This is a genomic window from Thermotomaculum hydrothermale (assembly GCF_016592575.1).
Taxonomy (GTDB): domain Bacteria; phylum Acidobacteriota; class Holophagae; order Thermotomaculales; family Thermotomaculaceae; genus Thermotomaculum; species Thermotomaculum hydrothermale.
This window is the reverse complement of record NZ_AP017470.1, coordinates 2,233,882-2,248,512: the sequence shown is the minus strand read 5'-3', so window position 1 is coordinate 2,248,512 and position 14,631 is coordinate 2,233,882. Positions and strand designations below refer to the sequence as shown.

General features: G+C 36.7%; 13 protein-coding genes and 1 tRNA gene. 4 read left to right on the top strand and 10 right to left on the bottom strand.

Annotated elements, in window-relative coordinates:
* Positions 1–70: 70 nt before the first annotated feature.
* The 3 genes from xerC to TTHT_RS10415 all read right to left on the bottom strand — a co-directional run bounded on the left by xerC (position 71) and on the right by TTHT_RS10415 (position 2,900).
* On the bottom strand, positions 71–979 hold the full coding sequence (gene xerC / locus TTHT_RS10425; RefSeq protein WP_201327921.1) for a tyrosine recombinase XerC: 909 nt from the start codon (positions 977–979) through the stop codon (positions 71–73).
* Positions 976–1,830 carry a TIGR01777 family oxidoreductase gene (locus TTHT_RS10420; RefSeq protein ID WP_201327920.1) on the bottom strand — a complete coding sequence of 285 codons (855 nt, stop codon included), beginning with the start codon at positions 1,828–1,830 and terminating at the stop codon, positions 976–978. Before TTHT_RS10420 ends, xerC begins: the two co-directional genes overlap by 4 nt.
* 116 nt (positions 1,831–1,946) lie before the next feature.
* Entirely contained in the window at positions 1,947–2,900 is a 954-nt protein-coding gene (locus TTHT_RS10415) for a YheT family hydrolase (RefSeq protein WP_201327919.1), read from the bottom strand.
* Positions 2,901–3,037: 137 nt separating this feature from the next.
* Here TTHT_RS10415 and TTHT_RS10410 point away from each other — a divergent pair, with 137 nt between their 5' ends.
* Genes TTHT_RS10410 through TTHT_RS10395 form a run of 4 tightly spaced genes read left to right on the top strand, consistent with a single transcriptional unit; the run spans position 3,038 to position 7,655 of the window.
* The gene (locus TTHT_RS10410; RefSeq protein ID WP_201327918.1) at positions 3,038–3,817 is read left to right on the top strand and encodes an enoyl-CoA hydratase-related protein; all 780 of its coding nucleotides are present in this window, start codon (positions 3,038–3,040) and stop codon (positions 3,815–3,817) included.
* Between the two features lie 22 nt (positions 3,818–3,839).
* Entirely contained in the window at positions 3,840–5,273 is a 1,434-nt protein-coding gene (locus TTHT_RS10405; protein WP_201327917.1) for an ATPase, T2SS/T4P/T4SS family, read from the top strand.
* An 11-nt stretch (positions 5,274–5,284) separates the two neighbouring features.
* Positions 5,285–7,306 (top strand): OPT family oligopeptide transporter, encoded by a 2,022-nt coding sequence (locus TTHT_RS10400; RefSeq protein WP_201327916.1) that lies wholly within the window; start codon positions 5,285–5,287, stop codon positions 7,304–7,306.
* The gene (locus tag TTHT_RS10395) at positions 7,299–7,655 is read left to right on the top strand and encodes a PqqD family protein (RefSeq protein ID WP_201327915.1); all 357 of its coding nucleotides are present in this window, start codon (positions 7,299–7,301) and stop codon (positions 7,653–7,655) included. Before TTHT_RS10400 ends, TTHT_RS10395 begins: the two co-directional genes overlap by 8 nt.
* Here TTHT_RS10395 and TTHT_RS10390 read toward each other — a convergent pair.
* From TTHT_RS10390 to TTHT_RS10360, 7 genes are all read right to left on the bottom strand, one after another.
* On the bottom strand, positions 7,652–8,131 hold the full coding sequence (locus TTHT_RS10390) for a CxxC-x17-CxxC domain-containing protein (RefSeq protein ID WP_201327914.1): 480 nt from the start codon (positions 8,129–8,131) through the stop codon (positions 7,652–7,654). The two genes, TTHT_RS10395 and TTHT_RS10390, sit on opposite strands and share 4 nt — an antisense overlap.
* Positions 8,131–9,006 (bottom strand): c-type cytochrome biogenesis protein CcsB, encoded by an 876-nt coding sequence (gene ccsB / locus TTHT_RS10385; protein ID WP_201327913.1) that lies wholly within the window; start codon positions 9,004–9,006, stop codon positions 8,131–8,133. Before ccsB ends, TTHT_RS10390 begins: the two co-directional genes overlap by 1 nt.
* Positions 9,007–9,014: 8 nt before the next feature.
* Positions 9,015–10,877 carry a cytochrome c biogenesis protein ResB gene (locus TTHT_RS10380; protein WP_201327912.1) on the bottom strand — a complete coding sequence of 621 codons (1,863 nt, stop codon included), beginning with the start codon at positions 10,875–10,877 and terminating at the stop codon, positions 9,015–9,017.
* A gap of 56 nt (positions 10,878–10,933) precedes the next feature.
* A complete protein-coding gene (locus tag TTHT_RS10375) occupies positions 10,934–12,496 on the bottom strand; it encodes a bifunctional metallophosphatase/5'-nucleotidase (protein ID WP_201327911.1) in 1,563 nt (520 codons plus the stop codon).
* A gap of 18 nt (positions 12,497–12,514) precedes the next feature.
* On the bottom strand, positions 12,515–13,060 hold the full coding sequence (locus TTHT_RS10370) for a nicotinamidase (protein WP_201327910.1): 546 nt from the start codon (positions 13,058–13,060) through the stop codon (positions 12,515–12,517).
* Complete coding sequence (locus TTHT_RS10365; protein WP_201327909.1) at positions 13,057–14,481, bottom strand: nicotinate phosphoribosyltransferase; 1,425 nt, start codon at positions 14,479–14,481, stop codon at positions 13,057–13,059. Before TTHT_RS10365 ends, TTHT_RS10370 begins: the two co-directional genes overlap by 4 nt.
* 67 nt (positions 14,482–14,548) lie before the next feature.
* Positions 14,549–14,624, bottom strand: a tRNA-Ala gene (locus TTHT_RS10360).
* Positions 14,625–14,631 lie beyond the last annotated feature (7 nt).

Below are 14,631 nucleotides of genomic sequence, written 5' to 3'. Positions count from 1 at the left end.
TTTATTTATTTTGTTGAAAACATTTTAGCATAAAAAATTTATTGGTAAATAAGGAGAAACCTTAAATTTTTCACTTTTCGTCCGGATGAGAGTTTCTGTAAATATCAATCAACTTATCAATTGAAAGGTGAGTGTATCTTTGAGTTGTGGATAACGAAGCATGGCCCAACAACTCCTGAATAGCCCTTAAATCAGCCCCCTTATTCAGCAAATGTGTGGCAAATGTGTGCCTTAAAGAGTGCACTGAAAGCTTCTTCATTGAGGATATTTTTTTAAGCATATTAGTTACAACAAACTTTATCCCCCTATCTGTAATGTGCTTACCGTCTCTAACATTGAGGAAAACAAACTCTTCAGTAAGGTTTTTCTTTTCAATTAAATGCTCTCTTCTAAACTTAAAATACCTTAAAAGAGCCTCTTTTGCAGGAATTCCAAAGGGGACAATCCTCTCCTTACCCCCCTTTCCAAAAACCCTTACAATCTGATTTTGAATATCAATATCCCTCATCTTTAAGTTTGCTAACTCAGAAACCCTCAAGCCTGTGGCATAGAAAAGCTCCATTATTGCAACATCCCTTGCAGACTTAAAGTCATCAGGAGAAGGAAGGGAATCAAAAAGCTTCTCAACCTCTTCTTCAGTCATAAAAGACGGCAATACCTTTCCCCTCTTTGGTGAAGAAACAAGGGCAGCAGGATTTTTCTTAATAAACTTCCTGTTTTTCAAAAAAGAAAAAAAGGATTTTAAAGCGCTTATTTTTCTTGCAATTGTATTCTTCTCAAAATTTTTCCTTGAAAGGTAAGAAACAAACATTCTAACATCTTCTTTTTCCACATTTTCCACTTTAAGGTTAAACAGGTTTAAAAAATCCTCAAACAACTCAAGGTCTTCCTTGTATGCAATAATTGTGTTGATTGAGTAATTCTTCTCTTTTAAAAGGTAATCAAGGAAAGCCTGCGAATAAAACTTAAAATCCCTCATGAAAAAACCTGCTTTAAAGCCAACTCTAAATCAGGGAATTTAAACTCAAAGCCGTAATTTATCAGTTTTTCAGGTATAACCCTCTGCCCTTCAAGCAAAATACCTGCCCCCTCGCCAAATAAAAGCCTTAAAGCAAAAGCGGGCACAGGGAAAATTGCAAGCTTTTTTAAAACCCTTGAAAGAGTCTTTGTAAACTCAATATTGTTGACAGGTTCAGGAGAGACGGCATTTACAACCCCTTCAACCTTTTTATTTTCAATAGCAAAGAGTATTACATTGATTAAATCCTCAATGTGAATCCAGGAAAACCCCTGCTTTCCGCTTCCCAACTTCCCGCCTAACCCAAGCTTAAAGGGAATGGATACCTTTTTAATAATCCCCCCGTTTTTGCCAATAACAACCCCTATCCTTAAAACAACAACCCTTGATTTACCCTTTAACTTAAAAGCCTCACCTTCCCAGTCGTTGCAAAGTTTGCCTAAAAAATCCTCTCTTAAATCAGTGCAATTTTCAGTACACTCTTTAAAATCAGGATAAACCCCAACAGCAGATGCAGAGATAGAACATTCAGGAAATTTGTTCAAATCATTTAAGGTTTCAACAATCTTTTTTGTTAAATCAACCCTGCTTGAATAAAGTTCCTTTTTATATCTTTTACTCCACCTTTTCACAATAGGCGCACCTGCAAGGTTGACCACAATATCCGCTTTTTCAAGCTTTTCTTTAAGTTTGTTTAAATCCTCAAAATCCCCTCTCACAACAGGGATAATTTCATACCCCTTTTCTTTCAAAAACGGAATAAGGTAAGATGCAACAAACCCTGTTGACCCTGTAATAGCAATCCTTTTCATAGTTTAATTATATAACAAAAGAAAGGTTAAGGGTATTGGGTTGTCTTATCTCGTCCTGAAAAAAGTTGACCTAAATTCATTTTTAAAGTAAAAAAGCACAGATTATTCCCTTTTTTCTACTTCCTTATTTTCTCTTTGAAAAAATCTATTGCAGTCAATTCAGACCAGTATAGGCCGTCTTTTCTCTTTAAAACAAAGCCAACATGCCCCCCGTATTTCGGGTAAAGAAGGGTAATATTCTTATTCTTAACCTCTTCTGGATAGCACTTATCACCTAAAAATGGGTCATTTTGGGCATTTACAATTAGGGTGGGGATTTTAATATTTTCAAGGTATTGCTTTGATGAGCATGTTTCCCAGTAATGGTATGCGTTTTTAAATCCGTGAAGGGGGGCTGTGTACCTGTCGTCAAAGTCTTTAAAATCCTTTATCTTTTCATATCCTTCAATGGAAACAATTTTCGGAAACATCTTTGATTTTACCTCAATCTTTTCCCTAAGCATTTTCAAAAACCTTTTCATAAAGATTTTGTTTCTTGGCTTTGCAAGAGTTTCTGAAACATCTCTGATGTCAAGGGGGACTGAAAAGGCTATAACCCCTTTTACCTGTGGCAAAATCTTGTCCCCCATTTTTCCTGCATAGTAAAGGCTTAAATTTCCGCCCATTGAAAAGCCGACAAGGACAATATTTTTATATCCCTTTTCTATTGCATGCTTTATAACGCACTCTAAATCCTCAATCTTGCAGCTGTGGTACATTTGAGGTTTTTTGTTTGGCTCGCCGCCGCAACCTCTGAAATTCCATGCAAGTGCATTTACCCCTATTGAGTTAAAAGCCTTTGCCATTCCCCTGACATAAGCCCTGTCTGACTTACCTTCAAGGCCGTGAGAGATTATTGCAAGGTAATCTTTATTGTCGCTTACTTCAGACCAGTCAAGAAGAAGGAAGTCATCGTCAAAGGTGTCAATCTTTTCTCTTCTGTAATTTACTCCTTCAACCTTTCTAAAGTATGTTGGGTAAATTGTGCTTATATATCCATTTCTAAACAAAAAAGACGGTTTGTATTCCATTTCAACTCCCTGTATATTACTTTTACCGTTTATATTTTACCTTTTAATTAAAAAAAGTAAAAAAGGCTTTAACATATTGTATTTTACGCAAAAAAGTTTTGTTATAATGAAAATAATCAAAATTTAAAGGAGGGGTTATGGAGTTTGAAACTATTTTACTTGAAGAAAGAGACGGAATTTTTGTCTTAACAATAAACAGGCCAAAGGTTTTAAACGCATTAAACCACACTGTTTTAACCGAACTTGACAGGGCAATTGATTTTATTAAAACAAAGGAAAACACATTAGGGCTTGTAATTACTGGTGCAGGGGAGAAGTCTTTTGTTGCAGGGGCTGATATATCTGAATTTCAGGGGAAAACACCTGAAGAGGCAAGGAAGCAGAGTGAATGGGGTCAGAGTATTTTCAAGAAGATTGAAGATTTGCCATTCCCTTCAATTGCGGCAATAAACGGCTTTGCATTAGGTGGAGGGCTTGAACTTGCTATGAGCTGCACATTTAGATACGCTTCTCCCAATGCAAAGGTTGGACAACCTGAGGTTAAGTTGGGGCTTATACCGGGTTATGCAGGCACTCAAAGACTTACAAGGCTTATTGGGCACAGCAAGGCTATGGAAATTTGCATGACTGGAAGAATGGTAAGTGCCGAAGAGGCTTTAAAGATAGGAATTGTTGATAGGATTGTTGAAGAAAACCTTGTTGATGAAGCGATTAAATCAATAAAGGATATCCAGAAAAATTCACCAATTGCAGTTTACTACTGCAAAAAGGCAATTATGGAAGGAAAAGAAATGCCGTTTGAAAAGGCCTGCGCACTTGAATCCAACCTATTTGGCTTATGTTTCGCAACTGAAGATGCAAAGGAAGGGGTTAGCGCATTCCTTGAAAAGAGGGAGGCAAAGTTTAAGGGCAAATAATTAAAAATTTTCGGGGGCGTCTATGGGGTTTAAAGTTTTAATTAAAGACCTTTCAAACAATAAGGAATGGGTTAAGAGTTTAAATCAGCCTATCTTCTTTATTGGAAGGTCTTCATCAAATGAGGTTGTTTTAAACAGCCCGAAGGTTTCCTCAAGACATGCAAGGGTTATGGTCAGGGGAGAAAAGATAACAATTGAAGACTTGAAAAGCACAAATGGAATTCTTTTCAACAACGAGAAAGTGGAAAGAAGCGCTGATTTATCCTTTGGGGACAGTGTGCAGATTGGAGATTTTGTGATTTCCATTGTTGGTGAGGATTTTAAAACAGAAGCACCTGTTGAAGAAGAGCAGGTTGAGTTTAAGTTTGACCCCTTTGCCTATGTTAGACCTTTTTTAGCCCCCATAAACGATTTTCTTGAAGACGCTTCTATTTCTGAAATTATGATAAACGGACACGACAAGATTTATATTGAGAGAAAGGGAAAGATTGAAAAGACAGACAAAAAATTCGCAAGCGAAAAAGCGCTTGTCGCTGCAGTTAAAAATATAGCAAGGGCTTTAGGGAAAGAGGTAAGCGAAATAAACCCAAGGCTTGATGCAAGGCTTGACGATGGCTCCCGTGTGGCCGCTGTTATTCCACCATGCGCATTGACAGGCACCTATGTTTCAATAAGAAAATTTTCCAAAAAAGCATTAACCTTGCAGGATTTGATTAACTTTGGCGCTATCACTCAGGATGCAATAGATTTTATTGAACTCTGTATTTTAATGAAGCAGAATGTCATAGTTTCAGGCGGTACAGGTTCAGGTAAAACAACACTTTTGAATGTTCTCTCATCTCTTATTCCAGACAATGAGAGGATTATAGTAATTGAGGATACTGCTGAGTTGCAATTGCAGAAAGAGCATATTTTAAGAATGGAGGCAAAGCCTGCCGATAAAAAGGGAAGGGGAGAGGTTACAATAAGGGATTTGCTTCACTCAACATTGAGAATGAGGCCTGACAGAATTGTAATAGGCGAAATTAGAGGGGGAGAGGCTTTTGACTTGCTTCAGGCAATGAACACAGGGCACGGCGGCTCAATGTCAACAATTCACTCAAACTCCCCTTTTGACACCCTTTCAAGGCTTGAAAATACAACATTGCAAAGCGGTATTCAACTGCCGTTAAAGGCAATAAGGGAGCAGATTTCATCAGCTATAAATATAATAGTTCACACCAAGAGGTTTGAAGACGGTTCAAGAAAGGTAAACTTTATCTCAGAAGTTATGGATTTAAAACCAGATATGAGTTATAACCTGCAACATATATTTGTGTTTGAAAGAACAGGAAAAGACGAAAACGGAAAGGTTTTTGGGGAATTAAAGTTTACTGGAAATAAGCCAACATTTCTTGAAGAGGCAAGAAAGGCTGGATTTGTTAAGAAAGGAAGTTTCCTTGATTCTATAAAATAAAGGAGGTTGTTTTGGAACACAAACCGTTTGTTCCCGAAAAGACAGATTTGAAAGAATTTACCTTTAGAGCAGTATTCTTCGGTGCTATCTTTGCGGTTGTTCTTGGAGCCGCAAACGCGTATTTAGGATTAAAGGTGGGGCTTACAGTTGCCGCGACCTTCCCGGCTGCAGTTATGGCAATGGCTGTGTTAAAGGGGCTTAAAGGCTCTGTTCTTGAAGAAAACATATTCAGAACAACAGCCGCTGTTGGAGAGGCCCTTGTTGCAGGTGCAATATTTACAATCCCTGCATTTCTTATTGCAAAAGACCCTGCAACTGGAAAGCCGTTGTGGAGCCATTTACACTATTTTGAATCCACAGTTTTAATGCTTTTAGGCGGTGTTTTAGGCGTTTTATTTGTATCATTTTTAAGAAAAGTGCTTGTTGAAGACAAAACCCTTCCCTTTCCTGAATCAGTTGCATGCGCAGAAATCGTTAAAGCAGGACAGGGTGGGGCAAGCGGTGCAAAGTATGTTTTTGGTTCAATACTCTTTGCTGCTTTTCTTGAATTTATCAAAAACCCCGTTGGCGGGCTTGCACTTTTTAAAGACAGCTTTTCAAAGTTTATTCACTTTAAAACATCTGCCATAAACTTTTTAACAACAAACGGTAAATCATTAATGTCAAAGAAATTCGGCGGGGGGATGCTTTTAAAATCACCAAATGCTTCACCTGCAATGTTAGGTGTTGGTTATATCATTGGCTATAAACCATCTGCAATTGTTTTTTCAGGTGGTGTTTTTGCCTGGCTATTGTTTGTCCCTTTGCTTAACTTTTTATTCAGCGGTTCATTTGACTCATTGATAGGACAGCAGATAAACGGTGTTACAGTAACAGAAACTGTTATTAGCGGTGCTATCTGGAATTCAATTGTAAGACCCTTCGCTGTTGGGGCAATGCTTGTTGGTGCTTTTTACACCCTTTACAGTATGAGAAAATCCCTCTGGACTGGAATTAAGAGGGGATTTAAAGACTTGTCAAAGATAAAAGAAGAGATAGAAGAGGGCAGCGAGGTTTCAAGGCTTGAACAGGATTTGCCGTTCAAGTTTACAATCATTGCAATCTTTCTTTTAGTTATTCCAATTGCAATGATTTACTACTTTTTCTGCCAATCTGTAGCAGGGGCGATTGTTGCCGCTCTTGTTATGACCCTTGCAGGCTTTCTATTTGCAGCAGTAGCAGGATTTTTGGTTGGAACAATTGGTTCATCAAACAACCCTATTTCTGGCTTAACCCTTTCAACCCTTATTGTTGCCGCTTTAATTATGGTAACCATTGGCGTTAAAGGCGGACCTGGTATTGCCGCAGTACTTGGAGTTGCTGCTGTTGTTTGCACATCTTCCGGCGTTGCTGGAGATATTATGCAGGATTTGAAGGTCGGACACATTATTGGCGGTACACCATGGAAGATGGAAATTGCATGTATAATCGGTGTTATTGCGGCATCACTTGTTATGGTTTTCCCCATGCAGGTTCTCCACACAGCAACACCTGGCGGAATTGGAGGGCCTAACCTTCCAGCACCTCAGGCAGGTTTAATGGCAATGCTTGCTGAAGGTATTGTCGGTGGGCAGATGGCATGGCCTTTGGTGTTAACAGGCATTGGCTTTTCAATTGGTATGATTTTAATAGGGGCGCCATCTCCAATGCTTATCGCTGTTGGAATGTACCTTCCACTTGAATCAACATTTGCAATATTTGTTGGCGGTATCATCAGAGTACTTGCAGATAGATTTGCAGAAAAAAGCGGGCTTGATAAAGGCAATGAAACCTTTGTCAATACTGGAACCCTTATTGCTTCCGGTTTGATTGCAGGCGAGGCTTTAATGGGAATGGGAATAGCAGCAATTGTTGCCTTTAGAGACAAACTCCATATTCCAAACTTCTCACTTGGAGAGCCGTTAGGCGCATGGGGTGGTTTGCTGGTATTTTTACCAATCGCTTACATTTTAATCAAACTTCCTATTAACGCAGCAAAGAAGAACAATGGCTAAAAAGGTTAAAAAAGAGAGAAACCTTTTAGATTTGATACCTGAAAAACTCTGTGAATCAGAGGTAAATGAAGAGGGCAAGGTAATAATCCTTGCCCCTCGTTTTAAGTCAAAGTTGGGAAGAAAAATATTTGAACCTGTTGTAAAAAACAAGTATGTAAGGATTCACCTTGACGAAGTCGGGACATTTGTCTGGAATGAAATTGACGGACAGAAGAATGTTTTTGAGCTGTCAAAAATGCTAAAGAATGAATTCGGGGAAAAGGTTGAACCTGTTTATGAAAGAATAGGGAAATTTATAGCAATTATGAAGGTTAACGGTTTTATCCGTTTAAAAGAAAAGGGGGATTAATCCCCCTCTTTTTTTTCTTCATTTTTTAGAAGATAGCAATCACTGCAAAGTACTGTGTTTTCATCCTCTGGAACAAAGTTTACAAACTCTTCTTTACCGCATCTGCAACACTTTATCCTTGTTAAAACACCTAATTTTTTCTTTCTATTTTTTTTAGGGATATTGCCCTTTAATTCAAGATAACATTTATCGCAAAGTTTAACAGGGGCTGAAAACCTTTTATAGTCAACAATCTCTTCCCTCCCACACCTTTCGCAGATAATCTCAAACTTGCCTGCTACCCTTTTAATCAACTCCTTATTTCTCTTCTCCCTGTTTTTCTTTGCCTGATAGCATTCCCAGCATAAGACAGCAACCCCCCTTTTTGGTTCAAAAGGCACTGTCTCTTCTTTGCCACATATAGCACACTTAATCTTTGTTTTTGTTTTTTTCTTTTCCCTTACAGGAATACTTTTTTTTCTTTTGTTATCTTTCATTAACTCCCCGTGTAAACATGTTCAGACATACTTGCAGTTGGCAATACACTCATACCTAAGTATGTAAACACCACTGCCAGGAAACCTATTATAGCAAAAATTACAGCTTTTCTTCCCCTCCATCCTTTAACATAGCGTAAGTGGAAGTAACTAATGTAAATTAGCCAGGTAATTAACGACCAGTTTTCCTTAGGATCCCAGAACCAGTAGTCTCCCCATGCAAATTTTGCCCAGAGAGAGCCGGTAATTAAGCCTAAATTGAGAAAAGTAAAGCCAACAATTATCAGCTGATGAGTAAACTCTTCAAGGTCAATTACCTCTCCACCTAAGGCATTTATTAAAAAGTTAGACCACTTTGTATCCCCTTTTAGCTCAATCTTATCAGGGAAAAAGAGGTATAAAATACCTGTTGCAAAGGAAACAGCCAATGCTCCATAGCCAACAAAGTAGATTACAACATGGGGGATAAACCATCCGCTTTGAAGAGCAGGAGGGAGATTTATTATTTCAACATCAACCTTAACCACTGCAAACAAAAGACAACCAAGTGACATTAAAATAGAAGCCGCACCGACAATTTTAACCTTTCTAAAAAGCTCAATTACAAGGTAAACCAGGATAATACAGAAAGACGCAAATATAAGGGATTCATAGAAAGTTTTAAATGGAGGCCTTCCCGCTTGAATCCACCTCTGGATTATCAGATAACCGTTAATTAAAAAGCCTATAAAAAGGGTTATCCTTCCAAATGCGTACAATCCCTTTGAGCGTGAAAAAAGGCTAACGGTGTAAATAATAAAGGCTATAAAGTAAACCCATATAAGAGCAAATAAAAAGGTGTTAATCCTTGAAAAATTTTCTATTAAAGTAATCATCTTTCACCTCACATTTTAAAATAAAACCTTAAAATACCGCCTATTGTCAGCATAAAAAAGCCTAAGTAAACTATGTAAACACCAGGGTCTTTGGAAACAGAGATGCCTGAATAATTTGGGTCTTTGGGGTCGTAATTGCTCTGATAAAAGTAATAGCCGTGGTAAACAAGTGGACTGTTTACCTCTATTACATGCTTTTTAACCTCTTTCCCGTGGTCTATAACAGTTACATAGCTTCTGTAAGCCTTCGGGTCTGTGTTTTTATCCCTTAAAAGAAGAGCAACCTTTCCATTGTCCAAAAATGTTGCCTTCTGGTCTTTTGCTGAAAACTGGAGTTCATGGCTTTTCCCATTTTCCTCCCACAAAACTTTAACCACCGGGTTTTTATACTTGTCAGAGGCAGAGTATTCCTCTAATTTAAGTGATGATTTTTCATCAAATTTATTAAAAACAAGTTTGTAATTGTTAAAAACAAGTTCATTGTTTTCAAGCTTAAATTTTTTCTTCACCTTTCCATTTAAAACTTCAACAACATCTTTTTCGGCTGAAACAATGTAAACAGGTTTGTCCTTCATTGAAGGGATATACAAAAACTTAATAGAGCAACCGTCTGGAATCTTTTTACCGTGTGAGAATTCAGGGAAGTTCTGAAATGTCCAGTGTTCAAGTTTCTCACCATTATTTTTGTTTATAAAAATTAGATGCAGGGCTGGATTATCCGGGTTATCCCCTTTAGAAACAACCTTGCCACTTTTTGTATCAATTGAAAAAGAAGGGACAAAATCATCTACTTTAACAAGATAATTTTTTGAAAAATCGTAAGTTTTGCCCAACTCAACAGACAAAGTTTTATTCCCCTCAGCACAGTTTATTGTAAGGATATACTTTTCTTTCGCAACACTTATCGCTTCTTTGTTGTTTTTCGGTGTCTTCCACTTGAAGATAACAAGCCCTTCCCCGTTTGGAAGGAAAAACCTGTCTCTTCCTGGAGTATCAAAGAAAAGGCCTGAAATAGTTTTACTATTTGTCTTTAATAAAACCTCAACACCAGGCACACCGTCTTCGTTGTGAACAAGTACCTCTTTCTGATTGTAATCCTTAAAAAACTTCAATATCTTTAATTTTGCATTATTTACCTTGTAAACTTCACCTTCTTTTGCCTTTAAAGAGTATGGCTTCCCAAAATCTCTATCTGTTGACTTTCTCGTATAAACATAAACCCTGTAATCAGGGGGATAGTATTCAATTTCAAATTTATCAAGCCTTACCCCAAAATCAAGTTTGTGCTTTTTATCAAGCATTTCATTATAGCGAGTAAGGTTAAAGTCATTGTGTGTTTCACCAACATGAAAGTGAATATACCCTTTTATCCCCCATATAGCACTTATTGAGCCACCTAAAACAATTACAAAAATACTTAAGTGAATCAGGAAAAAACCTATCTTTTTCTTTGTTATAGGCCATTTCTGAAATGTGCAGAGCAAAAGGTTTATGTTTAACAAACCTACTAAAAGCATAAACCAGAGTGAATGATAGGTATCCTGCAGGGTAAAAAGTTTAATAAATTTGTAAAATCCAACTGAATAATGCTGTAAATACTGGCTTTCCTGCACATTTTGAAGTATTAAAGTTCCCATTATTACAGCAATTGCAGTATAAACGATTAGAGCAACTGCAAGCTTAATAGAGCTTAGATAATCGTAAACCGCTTTCCTATCTTTCACAAGAAAGAAAAGGAAAGCTAAAGCTAATAAGACAGCACCTCCATAAAATATCGGGCGTCTAACATTGTAAAGCAATTGCAATAAAAAAAAGTAAAGAATTATTATACCGCTCGTAAGGAAATAAAAGCCAAGGCTTTTCTTCTTCATTATGTCTCCCTTCTTGAATTTTTATAAATCCACAAAAAAATCATTTTAAGTCAAAATTACCAGTTAAAAAAACCTTTCTCTTCTTTAGAATCACTTTCTTTTTTACCAAATTGAGATTTTAAGTATTTTATAGCAAGAGTCCTGAAACTCTCATTAGAGTACTGTTCTCCGCCTTTTTCAATAAAATCAAGATTTTCTGCATACCTGTAAGTTGTTAAAACAACCGAATAAACTGCATTCACATCAAAATCCCTACCATTTACTTTTTTGATTACAACCCTGCTTCCCTCCGGTTTAGTAAAATCAACAGAATAATCTATGTTTCTTGCAATATCGCAGAAATATGGTTTTGCATCAGGCTTTAATTTCCCTGTTGCATCAAACAAGTCTGCACCTTTCTCAAGCATTTTCAAAAGGTTTGCTCCCTTGATGTTACATTTCACGAGGTAATTGTCGTAGGGAAGAAGTTTAAAGGCATGTCTTATCCTCAATGCCTCTCCCTTTTCCTTAACAACCCCTTTATAGGGTAAGGTCAACATATAAACATCTGCATCACCAAACGCAGACTTTTCAACTTTGTAAAGCAAATCAAATCCTGTACCAGGATTATTATAATCTTCAGAAAATTCAATAGGGTCTTTGTAAACACCGATTTTTTGATTAAGAAAATCCTTTAAATCAGAAGTAATATATTTAACCTCTTTATCAATAGACTTAACCATTTTCCCGTTTACATGCAAAGTGGTAGAGGCTTTGTTTAATATTTCCCAGTGGCCATCTCTTTTTTGCAGATCTATCATAATAACACCAAGAGATTGAAAGTAGTTTTTAGGCTGGCAAATTAAAACATTGTTGTAAATTTCTATTGGATTCTCTTTGTGGGTGTGACCGTAAATTGCAATATCAATACCCTTTACATTTTCAAGCACATAGTACAAAGCGTTTTCATAAGGCTCTTTTATTGCATACATTGGCCCTTTCCCGCTGTGAACAAGAGCCACAATAACATCTGCCCCTTCTTTTTTAAGGCTCTGAACAGCCTTTTTAGCAGATTCAGCCATCTGCTTAAAAATAATGTCTTTAACATTTTTTGGAGGTTCAAAATACTTGGTTGCAGGGGTGGTTAATCCGAAAAAACCAACCTTAACACCACCTTTTTCAATTATCTTGTAAATATATGTAAAAGGAAAGTTGTTCTGGTAAAGATTAGCAGAAATCCAGGGGAATTTTGCTTGATTTATTGCATCTACCAGATATTGCTGGCCAAAATCAAAATCATGGTTACCTAAAACCGCAATGTCGTATTTCAATTCATTCATTACTTTTATTACAGGATTGGGCTTGTCTGATTTGTAGTAGGCATGAAAATATGTTAATGCTGTTCCAGATAAAGTATCTCCGCAATCAACCAAAATAACATTTTTATGTTCCTTTCTTATGTTTTTTAAAAGATATGCTGCATAAGGCAGACCATAATCTAAGTCTTTATCATTTACATAATCGTATGATGTAATATATCCATGAGAATCGGTTGATGCCACTATTGTTATAGAGGTTGTTTGAGCAAACCCCATTAAAGCAAACAATCCAATCAAAATTACCCCCAGAAACTTCTTCATCTGCGCCCTCCGTTTATTTTAAATACTTTTACTTTCAATTAAAATTGCTCCTTTATCCTTCATCTCTCTTAAAGCCTTCTCTCCATCGTCAGGATTAACATTCACAGCTTTTATACAATCAGTCAACACAAATGTTTTAAAACCTCTCTTTAATGCATCAAGCACGCTTGCCTTTACACAGTAATCTGTGGCAAGCCCGCAAACATAAAGTTCTTCAACATTGTTTTCTTTCAAAAATTCTTCTAAATCTTTATTTGTAGCCTCAAATGCACTGTATCCATCATCCCTGTTCCCCGTACCTTTTTCAAATATAAAGTCTATTTTTTCGCTTTTCAAATCTGGATGAAACTCACTACCTTTTGTCCCCCTTACGCAATGGACTGGCCATTTATCAAAATGAACTGTTTTTTCAGGGTGCATGTCTTTAGATGCAATGACTAAATCAAATTTATCCATAATTTTATTTATTGGCTCAACAATTTTATCTCCATCCTTTACAGGCAAAGCCCCTCCCGGACAAAAATCGTTTTGCAAATCAACAATTAAAAGAGCTTTTTTACTCATTTATTTTCAAGCCTCCTTTCTATAAGGCTGTGTCTTAAATTATAGAGTTTATCAGACAACCCCACTCTGTAAATATGGGGATTAACAAACCTTTTAAATTCAGAAGGTAATTGCTCAAATCTTTTTAAAGAAAAATCCCTCACATCTTTTAGAGTCGGGAATTTATATACAAGTTTTCCATTTTCCACAATTTTATAGAAAACCTTTTCAAACTTTAAGTCATCTGTTATTTCTGTTTTTTTGAAGGGAATTGATGGATGTCTTAACAATTTAATTGAATTTTCATTTTCTTCATTAAGTAAAACACCGTCAAGAAGAAAATTATTATCTTCGTTTAACACTCTAACAACCTTTTTATTTCCCGGAAGGTTTATCTTTTCAGTATTTTCGCTAAATTTCAAAGTTGGCCTTCCGCTAATCTCAGCAAGTTTGTAAACTCCGTCCAGTGCAGGCTGGGAATAGGATGTGATAAGCTTTGTTCCCACTCCAAAAATATCAATAGGTGCATTCTGGTCTAAGAGAGAGTCAATAATATTCTCATCTAATTGATTTGAAACCACAATCTTCACATAACCTAACCCGTTTTCATCAAGCATCTTCCTTGCCTTTTTACTTAAATAAGCAAGGTCTCCTGAATCAAGTCTTATTGCTTTAAGTTTATGCCCCTTTGATTCTAAGTACTTCGCTATCTTTATTGCATTTGGAATTCCAGACTTCAATGTATCATAAGTATCTACAAGCAAAGTTGTAGAGTCGGGGTATATATCAGCATACCTTTTAAAAGCTTCATATTCAGATTTAAAGCTTTGAATCCAGCTATGAGCATGGGTACCTATGGGGGGAATCCCAAAAACCTTTGCCGCATAAGTATTTGAAGTGCCTGCTGCACCGCCTATGTAACTTGCCTTTGAGCCTGATATTGCAGCAAAACCCTGAGCCCTTCTCATACCAAAATCAACAACAGTTTTTCCTTTGGCAGCAAAGTACATCCTTCTTGTTTTTGTGGCGATTAAAGTTTGATAGTTTATAAAATTTAAAAGCATTGTCTCAAGGAGTTGAGCTTCAATTATATTTCCTTCCACCTTCAAAAGAGGCTCATTGTTGAATACAACATCCCCTTCCCTGAAGGCATATATACTTCCTTGAAATCTAAAATCTTTTAAATAATCTAAAAAATCTTTATTAAAGCCTAAAGATTCAAGGTAATTTAAATCATTTTCCGAGAAACGGAAGTTTAAAACCGCATTTATAGCATCTTCAAGCCCTGCAAATATAGTGTAGCCATTTCCAAAAGGATTTTTTCTAAAATAGAGGTCAAAAACAACCCTTTCGTCCTTTTTCCCGCTTAAAAAATAAGCCTGGGACATGGTTAATTCATAGAAATCTGTATATAAACCGGAGAAATACTCCTCTTTAAACATAAAATCCCCTTTACTATTTTACACCAAATCAAGGATTTTCAAAGGAAAGGAATGAATATAAAAAAATTGGTGGAGCTAACGGGACTCGAACCCGTGACCTCCACACTGCCAGTGTGGCGTGCTCCCAGCTGCACCATAGCCCCACCTATC

Coding starts and splice junctions, on each gene's coding strand:
- xerC (WP_201327921.1), bottom strand. CDS start 979: ATGAGGGATTTTAAGTTTTATTCGCAGGCTTTCCTTGATTACCTTTTA.
- TTHT_RS10420 (WP_201327920.1), bottom strand. CDS start 1,830: ATGAAAAGGATTGCTATTACAGGGTCAACAGGGTTTGTTGCATCTTAC.
- TTHT_RS10415 (WP_201327919.1), bottom strand. CDS start 2,900: ATGGAATACAAACCGTCTTTTTTGTTTAGAAATGGATATATAAGCACA.
- TTHT_RS10410 (WP_201327918.1), top strand. CDS start 3,038: ATGGAGTTTGAAACTATTTTACTTGAAGAAAGAGACGGAATTTTTGTC.
- TTHT_RS10405 (WP_201327917.1), top strand. CDS start 3,840: ATGGGGTTTAAAGTTTTAATTAAAGACCTTTCAAACAATAAGGAATGG.
- TTHT_RS10395 (WP_201327915.1), top strand. CDS start 7,299: ATGGCTAAAAAGGTTAAAAAAGAGAGAAACCTTTTAGATTTGATACCT.
- TTHT_RS10390 (WP_201327914.1), bottom strand. CDS start 8,131: ATGAAAGATAACAAAAGAAAAAAAAGTATTCCTGTAAGGGAAAAGAAA.
- ccsB (WP_201327913.1), bottom strand. CDS start 9,006: ATGATTACTTTAATAGAAAATTTTTCAAGGATTAACACCTTTTTATTT.
- TTHT_RS10380 (WP_201327912.1), bottom strand. CDS start 10,877: ATGAAGAAGAAAAGCCTTGGCTTTTATTTCCTTACGAGCGGTATAATA.
- TTHT_RS10375 (WP_201327911.1), bottom strand. CDS start 12,496: ATGAAGAAGTTTCTGGGGGTAATTTTGATTGGATTGTTTGCTTTAATG.
- TTHT_RS10370 (WP_201327910.1), bottom strand. CDS start 13,060: ATGAGTAAAAAAGCTCTTTTAATTGTTGATTTGCAAAACGATTTTTGT.
- TTHT_RS10365 (WP_201327909.1), bottom strand. CDS start 14,481: ATGTTTAAAGAGGAGTATTTCTCCGGTTTATATACAGATTTCTATGAA.